The organism is Streptomyces sp. SID5469 (genome assembly GCF_009862865.1).
Classification (GTDB): domain Bacteria; phylum Actinomycetota; class Actinomycetes; order Streptomycetales; family Streptomycetaceae; genus Streptomyces; species Streptomyces avermitilis.
Window position 1 is genome coordinate 384,946 of record NZ_WWIN01000001.1, and the last position, 13,140, is coordinate 398,085.

The 13,140-nt window shown below is 70.1% G+C and carries 16 protein-coding genes and 2 pseudogenes; 4 read left to right on the top strand and 14 right to left on the bottom strand.

All coding sequences use genetic code 11. The annotated features are described in order from the left end of the window. Positions 1-282 precede the first annotated feature (282 nt). The 3 genes and pseudogenes from GTY58_RS40130 to GTY58_RS39315 form a co-directional block, all read right to left on the bottom strand. A complete protein-coding gene (locus tag GTY58_RS40130) occupies positions 283-588 on the bottom strand; it encodes a MazG nucleotide pyrophosphohydrolase domain-containing protein (RefSeq protein WP_010981762.1) in 306 nt (101 codons plus the stop codon). A gap of 260 nt (positions 589-848) precedes the next feature. Next, complete coding sequence (locus tag GTY58_RS01795) at positions 849-1,121, bottom strand: hypothetical protein (protein WP_063774019.1); 273 nt, start codon at positions 1,119-1,121, stop codon at positions 849-851. Next, positions 1,106-1,858 (bottom strand): annotated as a pseudogene (locus GTY58_RS39315) (nucleoside 2-deoxyribosyltransferase); the annotation flags it as partial. The gene GTY58_RS01795 and the pseudogene GTY58_RS39315, both read right to left, overlap by 16 nt. 105 nt (positions 1,859-1,963) lie before the next feature. Here GTY58_RS39315 and GTY58_RS01805 point away from each other — a divergent pair. After that, on the top strand, positions 1,964-2,131 hold the full coding sequence (locus tag GTY58_RS01805) for a hypothetical protein (RefSeq protein ID WP_237528695.1): 168 nt from the start codon (positions 1,964-1,966) through the stop codon (positions 2,129-2,131). A 52-nt stretch (positions 2,132-2,183) separates the two neighbouring features. Beyond that, the gene (locus GTY58_RS01810; RefSeq protein WP_010981765.1) at positions 2,184-2,591 is read left to right on the top strand and encodes a hypothetical protein; all 408 of its coding nucleotides are present in this window, start codon (positions 2,184-2,186) and stop codon (positions 2,589-2,591) included. 102 nt (positions 2,592-2,693) lie between these two features. Here the strand turns inward: GTY58_RS01810 and GTY58_RS01815 are convergent, their stop codons facing one another. The 3 genes from GTY58_RS01815 to GTY58_RS01825 form a co-directional block, all read right to left on the bottom strand. Continuing rightward, positions 2,694-3,002, bottom strand: a complete 309-nt coding sequence (locus GTY58_RS01815) for a hypothetical protein (RefSeq protein WP_010981766.1) — start codon at positions 3,000-3,002, stop codon at positions 2,694-2,696. Positions 3,003-3,005: 3 nt separating this feature from the next. After that, entirely contained in the window at positions 3,006-3,302 is a 297-nt protein-coding gene (locus GTY58_RS01820; protein WP_052082479.1) for a hypothetical protein, read from the bottom strand. 138 nt (positions 3,303-3,440) lie between these two features. Next, a complete protein-coding gene (locus GTY58_RS01825; protein WP_010981768.1) occupies positions 3,441-3,821 on the bottom strand; it encodes a hypothetical protein in 381 nt (126 codons plus the stop codon). Between the two features lie 317 nt (positions 3,822-4,138). Here GTY58_RS01825 and GTY58_RS01830 point away from each other — a divergent pair, with 317 nt between their 5' ends. Next, positions 4,139-4,759 carry a hypothetical protein gene (locus tag GTY58_RS01830; RefSeq protein ID WP_010981770.1) on the top strand — a complete coding sequence of 207 codons (621 nt, stop codon included), beginning with the start codon at positions 4,139-4,141 and terminating at the stop codon, positions 4,757-4,759. Here the strand turns inward: GTY58_RS01830 and GTY58_RS01835 are convergent. Both GTY58_RS01835 and GTY58_RS01840 read right to left on the bottom strand, forming a co-directional pair. Then, entirely contained in the window at positions 4,749-6,332 is a 1,584-nt protein-coding gene (locus GTY58_RS01835) for a hypothetical protein (RefSeq protein ID WP_037652592.1), read from the bottom strand. The genes GTY58_RS01830 and GTY58_RS01835 overlap by 11 nt on opposite strands. A 198-nt stretch (positions 6,333-6,530) precedes the next feature. Next, positions 6,531-6,899, bottom strand: coding sequence for a hypothetical protein (locus GTY58_RS01840; protein WP_037652591.1), 369 nt, complete (start codon positions 6,897-6,899; stop codon positions 6,531-6,533). A 326-nt stretch (positions 6,900-7,225) separates the two neighbouring features. On the opposite strand from GTY58_RS01840, the pseudogene GTY58_RS01845 reads away from it, so the two are divergent. Next, positions 7,226-8,221 (top strand): annotated as a pseudogene (locus GTY58_RS01845) (transposase); the annotation flags it as partial. 516 nt (positions 8,222-8,737) lie between these two features. Here GTY58_RS01845 and GTY58_RS01850 read toward each other — a convergent pair. From GTY58_RS01850 to GTY58_RS01875, 6 genes are all read right to left on the bottom strand, one after another. Next, on the bottom strand, positions 8,738-9,871 hold the full coding sequence (locus GTY58_RS01850) for a hypothetical protein (protein WP_010981774.1): 1,134 nt from the start codon (positions 9,869-9,871) through the stop codon (positions 8,738-8,740). Next, entirely contained in the window at positions 9,868-10,791 is a 924-nt protein-coding gene (locus tag GTY58_RS01855) for an NAD(P)-binding domain-containing protein (RefSeq protein ID WP_037652606.1), read from the bottom strand. Before GTY58_RS01855 ends, GTY58_RS01850 begins: the two co-directional genes overlap by 4 nt. Next, positions 10,791-12,020, bottom strand: a complete 1,230-nt coding sequence (locus tag GTY58_RS01860) for a phosphotransferase (RefSeq protein WP_107083111.1) — start codon at positions 12,018-12,020, stop codon at positions 10,791-10,793. The genes GTY58_RS01855 and GTY58_RS01860 overlap by 1 nt, the downstream gene beginning before the upstream one ends. Positions 12,021-12,191: 171 nt before the next feature. Then, the gene (locus GTY58_RS01865; protein WP_037652588.1) at positions 12,192-12,437 is read right to left on the bottom strand and encodes a hypothetical protein; all 246 of its coding nucleotides are present in this window, start codon (positions 12,435-12,437) and stop codon (positions 12,192-12,194) included. Further along, the gene (locus GTY58_RS01870) at positions 12,434-12,670 is read right to left on the bottom strand and encodes a hypothetical protein (protein WP_010981777.1); all 237 of its coding nucleotides are present in this window, start codon (positions 12,668-12,670) and stop codon (positions 12,434-12,436) included. The genes GTY58_RS01865 and GTY58_RS01870 overlap by 4 nt, the downstream gene beginning before the upstream one ends. Beyond that, positions 12,667-13,074 (bottom strand): hypothetical protein, encoded by a 408-nt coding sequence (locus tag GTY58_RS01875; RefSeq protein ID WP_010981778.1) that lies wholly within the window; start codon positions 13,072-13,074, stop codon positions 12,667-12,669. The genes GTY58_RS01870 and GTY58_RS01875 overlap by 4 nt, the downstream gene beginning before the upstream one ends. Between the last annotated feature and the right edge of the window lie 66 nt (positions 13,075-13,140).

Sequence of the window (13,140 nt, forward strand, 5' to 3'; positions counted from 1 at the left end):
AAAGCGCGCGGGTTCACAAATTGTTGCGGAACCTGTTCCGGGCCCTGCGGCAGGAACGCGTGATCTTCCGGGACCCCACCCGCGGCCTGATCTTCGGAGGCATCCCTCGGCGAGCTGTCCGGCGATCAGCAACGAGGACGTCTTTGTCTTTCCGGCGACTCCGCGTGACAGCGGGTTTTCGCGCCCCCTATTCAGAGATCGGCCCATGCCAGCTGTACGCCGCCCCATCCCCCGCCACGGTCACCGCGGCTACCTCGCCTGCAATAGCTGCCGACTGAGGGACTACTCTCCGCCGGTCCGCACCAGTGCGCCGCCGACCCCAGGCGTGTAAACACGACGCGCATTCTTCTCGATCTCGCGCCTGACCTCCTCGCCGAGGTCGACACCCTGCATCTCGGCAATTGCGACCAGGTACAGGAAGACGTCGGCGAGCTCTTCCCCATGATCGGGCAGGCCTTTGCGCCAGGCCGTGAACGCCTCGCCGACCTCGGCGTTGAGCAGGCCGAACTCAAGTGGGATGTCGGTCGTATTGAAGCCCTGGTTAATCTTGTTCTCCCAGGCAAGCTTCTGGGCGTCGGCGATGTCCACGGCAGTTCCCCTTGACGGTGCGGTCCGGTCTCTCGGGGAACACTAGCGAGGCTCAAGAGCCTGGCGGGTGGGAACGGCACGGGAGTCAGCCTGTGGTGCGACCCGCGTTCGATGCGGTGTCGTAGGTGAGAACGGGTGCCGTGGCTGGCCAGCGACTAGAAAGCTCGCTGGTAGGCGTCGGCGAGCGCGGTGATCTCCTCCGGTGAGGGTGCCTGCCCGTCGCGCTCGGTGACCAGTTCGGCAAGGTCGAGGACCTGGCTCTAGGCGAGGCGCGAGTGGCCGCGGTAGAGGGGGCCGTAGACGAGTTCGCTCAGGAAGCTGCGGTCCAGAACAAGCCGGCCCGGCCGGGCGAGGAGCTCGCGGTAGCGGCTGACCAGGTCCTGGTGGTCGGGGGTACGCGGGGAGTGCACGGAGATGAAGCCGTGCTGGGCGACAAGGAGCTTGGCCAGGGTGCTCTTGCCGACGCCGTCGCCGCCTTCGATCACGACGGTGCGGTGTCCGGTGATCTCCTCGATGGTCAGGGGCCGATCCACGCGGTCACCTCTTCCGCGCTGCGAAGCGTATGGCCCACGCCGTACTGGATCATCAGGTTGCGGTGGTTGGGCTCGCGGCCGGAGGCGTGGGTGTAGGTGCTGCGCGGGAGATAGGCGGCCACCGGTTGGGCGGTGGCGCAGGACGCTCCGATCAGCAGGGCGGCATTGGGCGGGGTCTCGGGGCCGCAGGCGTCGACGACGATGCGGTCGGAGCTGAGAGCGGCTGCCCAGTCGGCACGCGTGGCGGCCTCGGGGTCGGTGGCCGCGAAGCGAGTGGGACGGCGGACGGTGATCCCGGGGCGGGCGCCCGTGCCGGGCAGCTTGTGGTGCGCCGGGGTGTACGGGGAGGACTCGGCGTACACGGTGCTGCCCGTTCGGGAGGGGACGGCGCTGCTGGCGGGGACAGGGAGCTGTAATGCGGCGTCGACGCGGACCTCGATGGCGTGCTGGATCTGGGCGTGGTTGCGGGCGGCGAAGTCGGCGAAGCGGCTGGACCCGGGCAGGTCTGGTGGAGCCCCAAGTCGGGGGGCGCGGATGATGCGGGTGGCGAGGATGTCCAGCAGCGGGTCGGGGAAGACGGTGCCCGGGCCGGCGGGGGTTCCGGAATAGTCCTGGAAGTCGGTGGTCAGCAGGATGACGGGTACGCCGCGGGCGGTGGCGTAGCCGATCTCCATGCACACGCCGTCGTCCGGGCTCGGGCCGTGGGTGATCGCGATGAGGGCGCGGATGTGGCGGAGCCGGTTGCGGTCGAGTTCACCGCTCCCGCATCGTCATCGAGGTCGACGGCGTACAGCACTACGGCCTGGAGAACCCGCCCGACGAGAAGGGTCACCCACACTGCCGTGCCGCGGCTGTATGCGGAGATGGTCGCCAAGGACCGGCGGCTGCGCCTGGCCGGCTACGAGATCTACCGCTTCGGTGGTTTCGAGCTCACCGCGCCGGGCGGCGAGCAGATCCTCGCGGCCTTCTTCACCGAACTCCTCGGTCGGCACAGGAAGCCGCCCCTGTGAGCCGACGCCATAAGGCGCGAAGACCTTCCCGTGCGCGGAAGAGATCGCGCGGTTGCGGGAGGAGGCCGAGCAGGTGCAGGCCGCGCTCGGCGCCTCGGAGCGCGCGCTTCAGCGGCTGGTGGATGCCCGTGCAACGGTGGCCGAGGTACTGGCCGAGCCGCCTTCCGTAGTCGCGGAGCCGGTGTCTGGCGCGGTGGCGGGGGCGGTGGTGCCGCGGCGGACCGGGGACATGGCCGCGTCGGTCCTCGCGCCGGACTACCAGCAGATCTTGTCGGTGCTGGAGTCGGAAGCGGGGCGGGAGGGCATGCGCTGCCAGCAGCTGGCCGTGGCCCTGGGGCTTCAGGCGGTCCCGGCGAAGGTGGAGGGGCTGCGGTCGAAGGCGAAACGCCTGGTGGAACGGGGGTGGGCACTCCAGGTGCGGCCGGGAGTGTTCACCGCGCTCGCGATGCCGACCGTCTGAAGTCGGCTGGGCGGCGTCCGGTCAGGCGTGCATCCGATGGCGGTCTCCGCTCCCTGCGCATAGGGCAGGCCACCGTGCAAATCTCCCTGGTGAACGGCCAGTTCAACCCTGGAGGTGCCCGATGGCCTTGTCCCAGTCTGACCTACAACGCCTGCTGGAGTCACTACGCACGGGCAGGGCGGCGGGGGCGGTCGGCTTCTGCAGCTGCGTCGGTCCTGGCTGGGCGGGGACAGCGGCGCGGTTCTTCGCGGTGGTGGTCGGGCCGGTGGTGGCCCACGCGCGGGCTTCGGCATCGAACCGCACCTGCGTCTCCCGCGCGGTGCCGCCGATGACGACCTGGGCGCGGCCGACGTGCTTGGTGGACTTCGGCGTGGGATGGATCTCGGGAGCGAGCATGCGCCAGGCGTTCATGCTTTAGCTGGCGAGGATGCGGGTGGTGAACTGCTCGCGGACCTCCTGGCCTCCGAGGGCGCGGGCGGTCGCGGACTGCGCGACAAGGAACACGTGCATGCGGACCCGACGGCCCATGAACAGAATCTCCATGAGCGCGTCGATCGCCGGAGAGGTCTTCGGGTCACCGGACTCGCGGATCTTGTCCCAGTAGCGCGCCAGCTGCCGCATGGTGGCGTTGACCTCTTCGAGGAGGATCAGCAGCCTCGCGCCGATGGCGTCCGGGTCGGCATCGATGCCGACTTCGTCGGCGACGCGCACGCGGCGCCGGCCTTCCATTCCGAGCTGGACCAGAGCGTCGTGGATGTCGGCGATGTCGGCGATGTCGGCGCAGTAGGTGACGTCCGGGATGCCGCGCGCCCAGGCATGGGAGATCCGCTTGTAGTAGAGGACGAACGCCTACGAGCCACGGTGGATCATCTGGCAGGCGATGCAGCGCAGGATGACCGACTTGCCGCCGACGGTGGAGGCGTAGACCAGGATGTGCGGCGAATCGGCATCCAGGTCGACGGAGACCGGCTTGCCGCCGGAGCCGATGATGGGCGCAGGCTCCGCAGCCTTGGCCACCAGGTCGCGCACCTTGGGGTCCTTGAAGGCGGCCTCCGCCGGAGACTTGCGGGTCTTCTTCACCAGCACGTACGGCTTGCGTTCGGCCGGGTGCCAGGAGAACGTCACGCCCTCCAGGGCGAGTTTTTGGGTGATGAGGTCGGCGACCAGGTCGCGGGAGAACCGCAGGTGCGTGTCGGCTGCGCGAGCGCCTCGTGCAGTGGGACAACCCACTCACGCATCAACTCCCGGCGTTCGCGGGACAGCAGCCCGTACGCGATGCCGCCGACGGCCAGGGCGGAGGCCGCGCCTATCCCGCCAGTCTCCAGCGTGGCCAGGGTGGCGTCCCCGGTTCTCCCAAAGGTCCTGGAAGGCGTGCGCGAAGTCGCCACCTCACGCCCCCGGCGCACGCCAAAAGCGCGCTGACTCGCCGATGCGCAAAGGTTTGCAACCACCCGCCAGAGCCGACGAGGAGCACACCGCCACTAAATTCGAAGACCCGATATGGCCAACCTCACCCAATACCGGTAAATCTTTAGGAAGGTGCTGCAGTGCGTCTGTTCGCCGATCATGTCTCGGGTCCGCCGTCCGCTGAGCGATTCGCCGGGCCGCTGTGGTTGCGGGAGCGGCCCGGTGGACTCAATGAGATCGAATGGCGGCTGCGTCCCGGTTTGCCCGCGTTTGTGCTTTATCACGCCAGGATGACGTCGTCGATGTCCCTGTTGTTGGCCTGCTGCGGCAACGCGTTCGACTCGACTTTGGCCGCGATGCGGGAAGGCACCGAGGAGCATTTGCCCAAGGAGATGGCGAAGCACTGGACGTCCTTCGCGCACATGGTGGCCAATGGGCAGCGAGGCGATCTCTCCGATCTCGGGATCACGTTGGTCACCGACCCCGTTGACGGTGTGAAGGGTGGTTGTGTCGCCACGATCGTGAGCCCCCGCGGGAGCGAGAGCGAGCTGAAAGACGCCCTGACCCGGGTGATCAGGGGAGCGGCCTCCGCGATCGGGGAGGGGGTGGAGGCGGCTGAGCGTTCACCCCGGATCCACGGGCTGCTGGCCGCTCAGTCGGATCACGCGGTGCTGGACGACCGGCTGGAGACCATCGCCGCGACCGGGTTCCGTTTCGGCGCCACCAGGTCCCTGCTCGACCTGGACTGGCCTACAGAATGAACACCGGCCGTCCGTCGCGAACGGTGTAGAGCGGGTTGCCGAGCTTGTCGACGCCGGTGCGGCGGATCAGGTCCATCGCCTCGTCGAACGTCTCGGCGACGCGGTGGATGTCTCGGTCCTCCTCGAACAGCCGGCGCGCGGTGTCCACGTCTGGCAGTGCGCCGGTGGACATGACCAGGCCGCCCCAGGCCAGCGCGCGGACATAGCGGATCCGGTCGAACACGCCGGCCAGACCGGCAGGCTCGAGGATCGCGGCGGACCTGGCCACCGCATCGAGATCGGGAGTGCGGTTCGCCATCGCCGCGTTGAGCACCGCGGCCGCCAGTCGGGTGAACACCTTGGTGGCGCCGGTGGCACGATCCCGCGCGATCTCCAGGGGATAGATCACGCCGGACGCCTCCTTGGCGACGTCGCGCAGCAGGGTGAGCAGCTCCTCGCCCTCACCTTCCGCCCGGGACAGGGCGGCCCGCGCGACCTGGAAGGAGTGCCGCCAGTCCTCGCTCGCGTCGTCGGAGAACCAGTACACGGGCGCGTCGTCGCCGATCGACAGAACGATCGCGGCGCAGCCGGTGTGGGCGTCGATGGAGACGTCGACATGGCCGTCGACCACCGTTCCGACGGGCAGTCCGGACGCGTACGTGCCGCTCATGACCGACTGCTCGCCGTCGGTGACGGTGTACCGGTCGCGCTCGTCGACGGTGACCGTGACCGGGTGGCGGCCGAGTGACAGCACCGTGCGCTGGAACATCAGCGCGATGTTCCGGACGAGGTCCTCGTCCGGAGCGTGTTCGAGCGTTTCGTCATGCAGCGCGATGAGCCGGTCCGCCCCCAGGTCGGCGGTGGCGTCGTCGACGTTCCACCGCCTGTTGCTGTGGCGCGCCCATGCGTCGAACTCCGTGTACATCTTGCGGTCCCGGTGGCTCGCGAGGAACTCATCGAGGTTCGCGGCGTGGTCCGCGCGGCCGAAGTCGATCACCCGCCGCACGAAGTACTCGATCATCTTGTCGACCGCGCGTTGGTTGTCGTCCTCGTCGAGCAGGTGGGCGATCAACCCGAGGTCGGTGTACAAGTACTCGATGGCATAGGAGAAGAACAGCTCGGGGTCGCCAAGGCGGGCGTCGACTCCGATGCCGGCGCTCCACAGCGCCTTCACCAGCAAGTAGCCGGGCAGGTAGCCGCCGTCCTCGGGATCGGCCGGCCGGACGAGGACATCGCAGCGGCGGGTCACGACCTGCCGCTGCCGACGCGTCGAACCGAGGATGACGTCGAGCACGTTGCGGGTCACCGCGTCCTGGTGCTCCTCCGGTTCGAAGGACGCGATCGCGCCGGGGCCGAAGTAGTCGGCGACCCGGGCCAACACCGGGCACAGCCGGGGCAGCGTGCCGAACGACGACAGGTCGAACTCGGCGAACAGTGCCAGTCCCTCGGCGAGCGGGCGCTGGAGCGCGATGAATGCCTCGTACCGCATCATGGCGCCGGTGATCCGGCGCGCGACATCCTTGTCGCGCCGACGTCCGCTGCGGTAGGCCGCCGCATCGGTCAGCGCGCGCTGGTGCAGCAGGCTCACTGCCATGCCGACAGTGTTCATGAAGCACCAGTGGTGGGTCGCCTCGTGCAGGAAGGCCGGCAGGCAGTCGGGCGAGAGGTGCCGCTCGATCAGGCCCTGGACGTGCTTGCCTGCCCGGAAGGACGAGATGGCGGTCTGGTTGGTGATCGGATTGATGAAGCTGCGCCCGCTCAGCGCCGACGCGAAGTGCTCGCTCAGTTCTCGTCACCGACCATCTTGATCCCAGGGAATGCCGGTGGCGGAGGCGAGCTCCTTCGCCAATGCGGAGTCGATGGACTCGCTTGACGTGTCCCGCCACTTCAGAGTCCTCCGCTCGATCCGGCCGTCGGGATGCTCGATCTCGACGACCTCCTCGAACGACGTGCCCCGGTGGCGGTACAGCAGATAGCTGACCATCCCCTTGAGCGTGTAGGCGGAAGCGGCCACCACAACGGTCACCACGCCGAGATCGCCGAAGCTCCCCTCCGGCACGGGCTCGTGGTGGAACGCGATCGCCCCGCGGTCGACGAACTCGCCCAGCTCGAGGGCATCGGACCTGGACAGTCCTGGTAAACGGACCTTGGTTGCTGACACGGAAGTCTCCAAACAACGCACGGCGGAGCGGCATCGTACCGCGCGATGTTGCCGTATCGCGTTGAAACGGCTGGTGGAGGGCTCGTTCGAGCTGCCGGCTCTCTGCACGCTCAACGACCTGGCCACTGCGATTCGCGGCCGGGTCAACGACGAGATCTTCGCGCAGGTGGTGGCCCGGTTCGGGGCGGAGCGGGTGGATGGGCTGCTCGCGGTGGGGGTGGGAGGCAAGAGCGCGTTCAACCGGCTCAAGCACACCGCGCGGCGCCCGTCGTGGACGAACTTCCGGTTGCAGTTGGAGCACCTGGAGTGGGGGGGAAGGTCCAGCCACGTCATGGACCGCGATCCTGGACGCGGTCCGGCTCGGCCCTGCGGACGACGCGACCGCGATCACCGCCACCCAGTTGAGTGGTGTCGTCGAGCGGCTCATCGCAGCCGGCCAGTGGCAGGCCGGCGACCCGCATATCGTGATCGTCAGCGACGCTGGCTACGACGTCACCTGCCTGGCCTGGGTCCTGCGTGACCTGCCGGTCGAGATGGTCGGCCGGGTCCGCTCCGACCACGTGATGCGTCTGCCGAAGCCACCGCGGGTGCACGGTGTCAACGGCCGGCCGCCCAAGCACGGTCCGAAGTTCCGCTTCACCAAGCCGGAGACCTGGCCAGAGCCCGCGATCACCACGGTCACGGACACGACCAACTACGGCAAGGCCGAGACCCAGGCGTGGGACCGGGTCCATCCAAGGCTCACCCACCGCTCCTCCTGGCTCGACCACGACGGTGAACTTCCCTTGGTCGAGGGGACGTTGATGCGGTTGAAAGTCGAGCATCTATCGAAGGACAGGGATACCCCGCCGGTGTGGTTATGGTCCTCGAAGACCGGCGCCACCCCGGACGATGTGGACCGTTTCTGGCAGGCATTTCTCCGCCGCTTCGATCTGGAGCACACCTTCCGCTTCGCGAAGCAGACCCTGGGCTGGACCACCCCGAAACTCCGTACTCCCGAGGCGGCGGACCGCTGGACCTGGATCCTGATCGTCGCCCACCCCCAGCTCCGGCTCGCCCGGACGCTCGCTGAAGACCTCCGCCGGCCCTGGGAGAAACCCACCACCTCCGACCGGCTCACCCCCGCACGGGTCCGCCGGGGGTTCAGGAACATCCGCGCTCACCTCGCCTGCCCGACCCGTGTTCCCAAACCCCGAGGCGCCGGCGCCGGACGACCCCCCGGCGCCAAGAACAAACACCGGGCACCCCGCTACGACGTCGGCAAGACCGTCAAACGCCCCGAGACCCTCAAGGCCATCGGCAAGCCTGGAAGATCTTGGTAGATAAAGAACAAGTTGAGTTCGTATTTCTAATCCGTGGTGCTTCGGGCGGTGTTGGTGCGAGCGTTCACGGTTGCGTGCGGTGATCCTGAAGGCCTGGCAGCCCTGCACGTCGCAGGCATCCATAGCCGGTCCGCAAGGTGATCCAGAGGAAGGGCGAGGCCACCCAGTACACCGAGGCGGCCGCCAAGAGCATGAAGACCGTGGCGGCCGGCCAGGCCGAGCAGGCCCTGCGGAAGACCATCGCCAAGAAGTAACCCGAGCTGCACGACATCGAGACCAAGGCCCGCCGCTCGCACATCGTCGTGCACAAGCGCGCGGCCGCCGAGCAGTCCCGGGCCCGGGCTCAGGAGTCAGCCGCCGCACACCGTCAGCCGCCCTCCCAGGGCCGTGGAGGGCCGTCCAGGAGCGGCCGGTAGCCCTGTTAGGTCCAATGGACCCAACGCGATGTGAGCAGGTATGACGGAGCCCCGGTCGGCTGCAGCGAGGCGCAGCTGACCGGGGCTCTACGACGGTGTGTCAGGGACTGTCGGAGAGTTTGGCGAGGAAGTCGGCATTGGCGCCCACGTCGTGACCGAGGACCACCTGGTGGTGCGGAAGGGCGGCCAGGTGTTCGGCGACGGTGGCCCGGGCCAGGTCGCTGCCACCGCCGTCGATGCCGTGGGCGAGGCCGAAGTGGTCCGGGTAACGGTCCTCGGTGGCCCCGCTCATGAAGTCGTCCTCACCGAGGGTCCGTTCGCCGTCGACCAGGGCCGGGACGGCGGCCGGGTCGATGCGGGGGAACAGCAGCGCGGCGGCGCGGCCGCCGGTGGCCAGCTCCATGCCGAACCAGCTGGCGAACTGGTCGGGGAAGACCTGGACCTTGCGCTCTCGCTTGCCGCCGGGCTCCCACAGCGGCTCGCGCCGCCCGGCGAGCAGGGCGTCGGTGACGTCCTGGTGCTGGGTGGGGTGGAGGTGTTCGCCGGCCTGGAGCCGGTCGCGGACGACGTCGTACAGGCCGAGGGCGTCCAGCAGGCCCAGCCCGATGGCCGCTGCAGACGGCCAGGGCAACACGCGCAGGTCGGCGCCGATGCGCTTGATGAACACCCGGTCGTTGGCGAGGAGCTGGGCACAACGGGAGGCCACCAGCAGAGCCGTGGTCGTCTTCCCTGCGCCCTTGTCGCCAAAGGCGAGCAGGGCCCGGCCGTCGCGGACGACGGCGGAGGCGTGCAGGAGCGTCCATCCGTCCCGCAGCAGGGCCGCGCGGATCATCTCCCGGGCGATCCGGGACGCGGCCAGCGCCACGGGCTGCGGGGCGTGGCCGGAGATGGTGACGTGGCCGCCCAACTGTTCGGAGCGGTAGGCGAGCTGCTCGTCGGGCGAGACGGCGGTGATGGTGCCCGTGCTGTCGCGGGCGAGGAGCAGCCGGGCCTTGGCGTAGGTGGCCTCGCTGTGCGGCACGGACGCCAGCAGCGCGGCCAGGTCGGCGTATGCCTTCTCGTCGACGTCGGCGGTGACCAGGGGCCCGGCGCAGACGCTGCTCGTGGGGACCTCGAACGCGTTCCACCACGGCCCGAAGTACCGGCGGGACCAGTCGGTGACGAAGGCGGTGTTGCTCAGGACGGTTACGTCCGCGTCGGCGGCCTGCAGCCGGGTGGCGGTAGGGGTGCTCACGTCGTCTCCTGGGAGTTGGGTGTGGGTCCGGACGGCCGTAACGCCTGGTAGGCGTCACGGAGTTTGGTGGCGGTCGCGGCCAGTTGCGCGTCTTCGTCCGCGTTGAGGGCGGGCAGGCACGCTACGGGCTGGCCGGCGGTGAAGCGCAACGGAATTCCGAGCCAGTCGCCGCGGTGTTCGGCAGTCAGTTCCTCGGTGCCGTCGACCAGGCCGAGGGCCTTGCGCAGAGTGGACAGCACCGCGCCGGCGGGTCCGGAGCGGGTGCGGCCGACGCCCGCGCTGATCTGGCCGGGGCGGGTACGCAGTTCCGCGCGTACCTCCGCAAGGGGGACGGCGGCGGGCGTGCCGTTGACGGTGGTCGACGAGGCGCACACCACCGCACCGTCCCCGTGTTCGCCGATGACGTGGCCGTGCACGGTGGTTGCGGGCACGTCGAGCAGGTGGGCCAGGGTGAGCCGGTAGCGGGCGGAGTCGAGGTTCGAGCCGATTCCGTACACGCGCGGGCAGCCGGAGGTCTCGGCGAACAGCCGGGTCATCAGGTCGACCGGGTTGGTGACCACGAGCACGGTCCCCTGGTAGCCGCGCAGTGTCGTGGCCAGAGCACGGATCACGGGAGCGTTGGTCAACGCGCCGCCCATCCGTACGTCGGCGGCACGGGTGTTGGTGAACGCGGCCCGCACGGCGACGACCACGGCGTGGCAGCCGATCAGGTCCGCCACCCGGCGGGCTTCGGGCTGCACGGGCGATCCGGTGGTCTGGCGCATGTCGTCGAGGTCAGCGGCCAGCGCCCTCGCCTGCTCGACGGTGCGGGAGACGACGAGCAGGCGAGGGCAGATGCCGGAGGCCACCAGCGTGGCCGCGACGGTCTGGCCGACGGCGCCGGCACCGACGACACCGACCGAGCCCACCGGCCCCGGCATCACGCGGCGACCGCCTGAGCCAGGCCGAGCGCGCTCTCCCACACGGCGCGCGTATCGGCGCCGGCCGCCAGCTCCGAGCTGAGCTGATCGGCCATCCGGCACAGGTCGACGGCCCGGCCGATGAGAGCGCTGCCCCGACCGGGCATCGGCAGTACGCCGGGCGCGGACAGGTACGTGGTCAGGATGTTGACGCTGTCCATCAGCCACAGCACCAGCAGCTCCCGCAGCCAGGAGCGGCGGACCCGGGCGGGTAGGACGTCCGCCCGCGCCGCGGCGAAGGCGCCGACCCCGCGCATGGCCTGCTGGCCCGTCCCGGCGCCGGGCCGGGCAGCGGCCAGCAGCAGCACGGTTCGGCTGATCAGCTTCGCGGCATCCACCGTGGGCGGGGCGAGCAGCAGGCCGGGGTCGATGAACACCGGCTGACCGGATGTTCCTTCAGGGAACACCACGTGCTCAGGCTTGAGGTCCCCGTACGCCAGCACCCGCCGGCTCGCCTGCTGGGGCAGCCCCGTGGCCTGGAGCCGGTGCAGCCGGACCACGACGTCGCGCAGCAGCCCGACGACCAGGGCGCGATCGCCGGGCGCGCACCGTTCGGCCCCGAGCCGTTCCACATACGTCGGGCCGCTCAGTCCGTTGAACTTGCGCTGGAAGGTCCCCCGGATGCTGTGCTCCCCGATGCCCCGGGCCGGGCCCAGTAGCCGGGCCGCCGACGGGCGGTGAAGCCGCCGCAGCTCACCGAACAAGCCCTCGAGGAGATCGGCCGCATCGTGCGGACGCTGCAGGAGCAGGTCGGCCAGGGTCGGGCCGGTCACCGACTCGGTGAACAGCACCCCTCGCGCCAGGCCGGCCACGGGACAGACCCGGGGCGAGTCCAGCTGGGCCAGGAGCCGCAGCTGCGCGGCCTCCCGATCCATCAGCGCGCCGGGACGCTGCACGTACGCCTGCTGCGCCGCCCGGACATCCGGCCAGGGCCCGCAGGCGCCCCGCAGGAGCGAGACCAGCGACACCCCGAGGAAGGCGTACTTGGCGTACAGGGTGCGCCCGTCCACGCGGATCCGGCGCACGTAGCCGGTGACGCTCGGGACGTGGTCGCCGAGGTCGACGTCGGCGCGCGGCCACAGGCCGGCGGCAGCGGCAGCGATCTCCCGGGCGGCGAAGGCGAACACCTCGTCGGCGTCCGGGACGGGGGGAACGGGACCGGGCGATGTGCTCACGGCTGTGGTGCTCACGTACGCCTCCAACGGCAGTGGATGAATCCCGCCCGGTGCCCCGGGCGGGTGGGCGCATGGTGGCTGGGGAGGAGCCCCCGGCTGGCCAGTTGAGGAGCGGCCCACCTGCCGGGAGCTCCCGTGCACCCGAGCCCACGGGGACAGGGCATCGGGCGGCTTGGGGAGAGATGGTCAGGGAGCCCGCCGTACGAGGTGCGGGCGTTCGCCGTATCGGTCGGGGTGCTGCTCGACGCGTTCGGTCAGTTCGCCGCCCTGCAGCGCTGGGCTGGTCTCAGGCGCGGCATCCGCCATCGAGACCGCAAGCGGGGCGGCCGTTGCCCGGGGAGCCGGCACCATGGCGGGCGGAATCAGTCCCAAAGCGGCCAGGACGAGCACGGCGCGGCCCGGACGCGACGGACGAGCGTGGGCGTCGCTCACCGCTCCTCCTTGGGGTGCATGTCCGCCGTGAGGGGCGCGGGGTTGGCTAGCGCGCCCGGGTCCGTGGTCCACTCCATCCCGCCGCCCGCCGGCAGCAGCCATGCCACCGGGCGTGGCCGGTCGCCGTCCGGGGCGATGGCCCGCAGGACCCCCCGACGGCCGGTCGCGGTGTCCTCGACGTCCCGGCCGATCCACGGGTGATCGCGATGCAGCAGGCTGCGCTTGGTGCTCACTTGGCCTCACCGCCGCCCGTGGCCAGCGGCTCCCAGGAGTACCGCACCTGTACGCAGTGATCCTGCAGCCAGCGAATCTCGCGGTGCCTCAGCTCGTGGGAGGGCTCCGGAGCGATACACGCGGGCCACCGGACGATCACCACTCGGACCGCGCCGGACTCCGCCAGCTCCCGCACCCGCAGCCATCCGTCACGGTGGCAAGGGTCGGGATCGCCGTACGGGTCCGTGACCACTTCTGTGATCGTCAGCCCGCGCGCCTCGGCGAAGTCGCGCCCCTCGGCCTCGGCACGGTCGGCTGCGAGCGTGGGAGTGAGCTTGCTTCGCTCAGCGCACACGTACAGCACAGCGGCGCTGGCAGAAGCAGCGACGGTGATGTTCTCCCGGGTATCAGGCGTCCTGGTCATCGTGGTGGGCCTCTTCGTCGTCCTGGGCGCCCGGTCCGCCCCCCTCGGGGGTCGGAGGGGCGGACC

Bases quoted from the DNA above. Each gene is read 5' to 3' on its own strand.
- GTY58_RS01875 (WP_010981778.1), bottom strand. From the start codon at position 13,074: ATGACCAGGACGCCTGATACCCGGGAGAACATCACCGTCGCTGCTTCT.
- GTY58_RS01835 (WP_037652592.1), bottom strand. From the start codon at position 6,332: ATGGCAGTGAGCCTGCTGCACCAGCGCGCGCTGACCGATGCGGCGGCC.
- GTY58_RS01815 (WP_010981766.1), bottom strand. From the start codon at position 3,002: ATGAACGCCTGGCGCATGCTCGCTCCCGAGATCCATCCCACGCCGAAG.
- GTY58_RS01855 (WP_037652606.1), bottom strand. From the start codon at position 10,791: ATGCCGGGGCCGGTGGGCTCGGTCGGTGTCGTCGGTGCCGGCGCCGTC.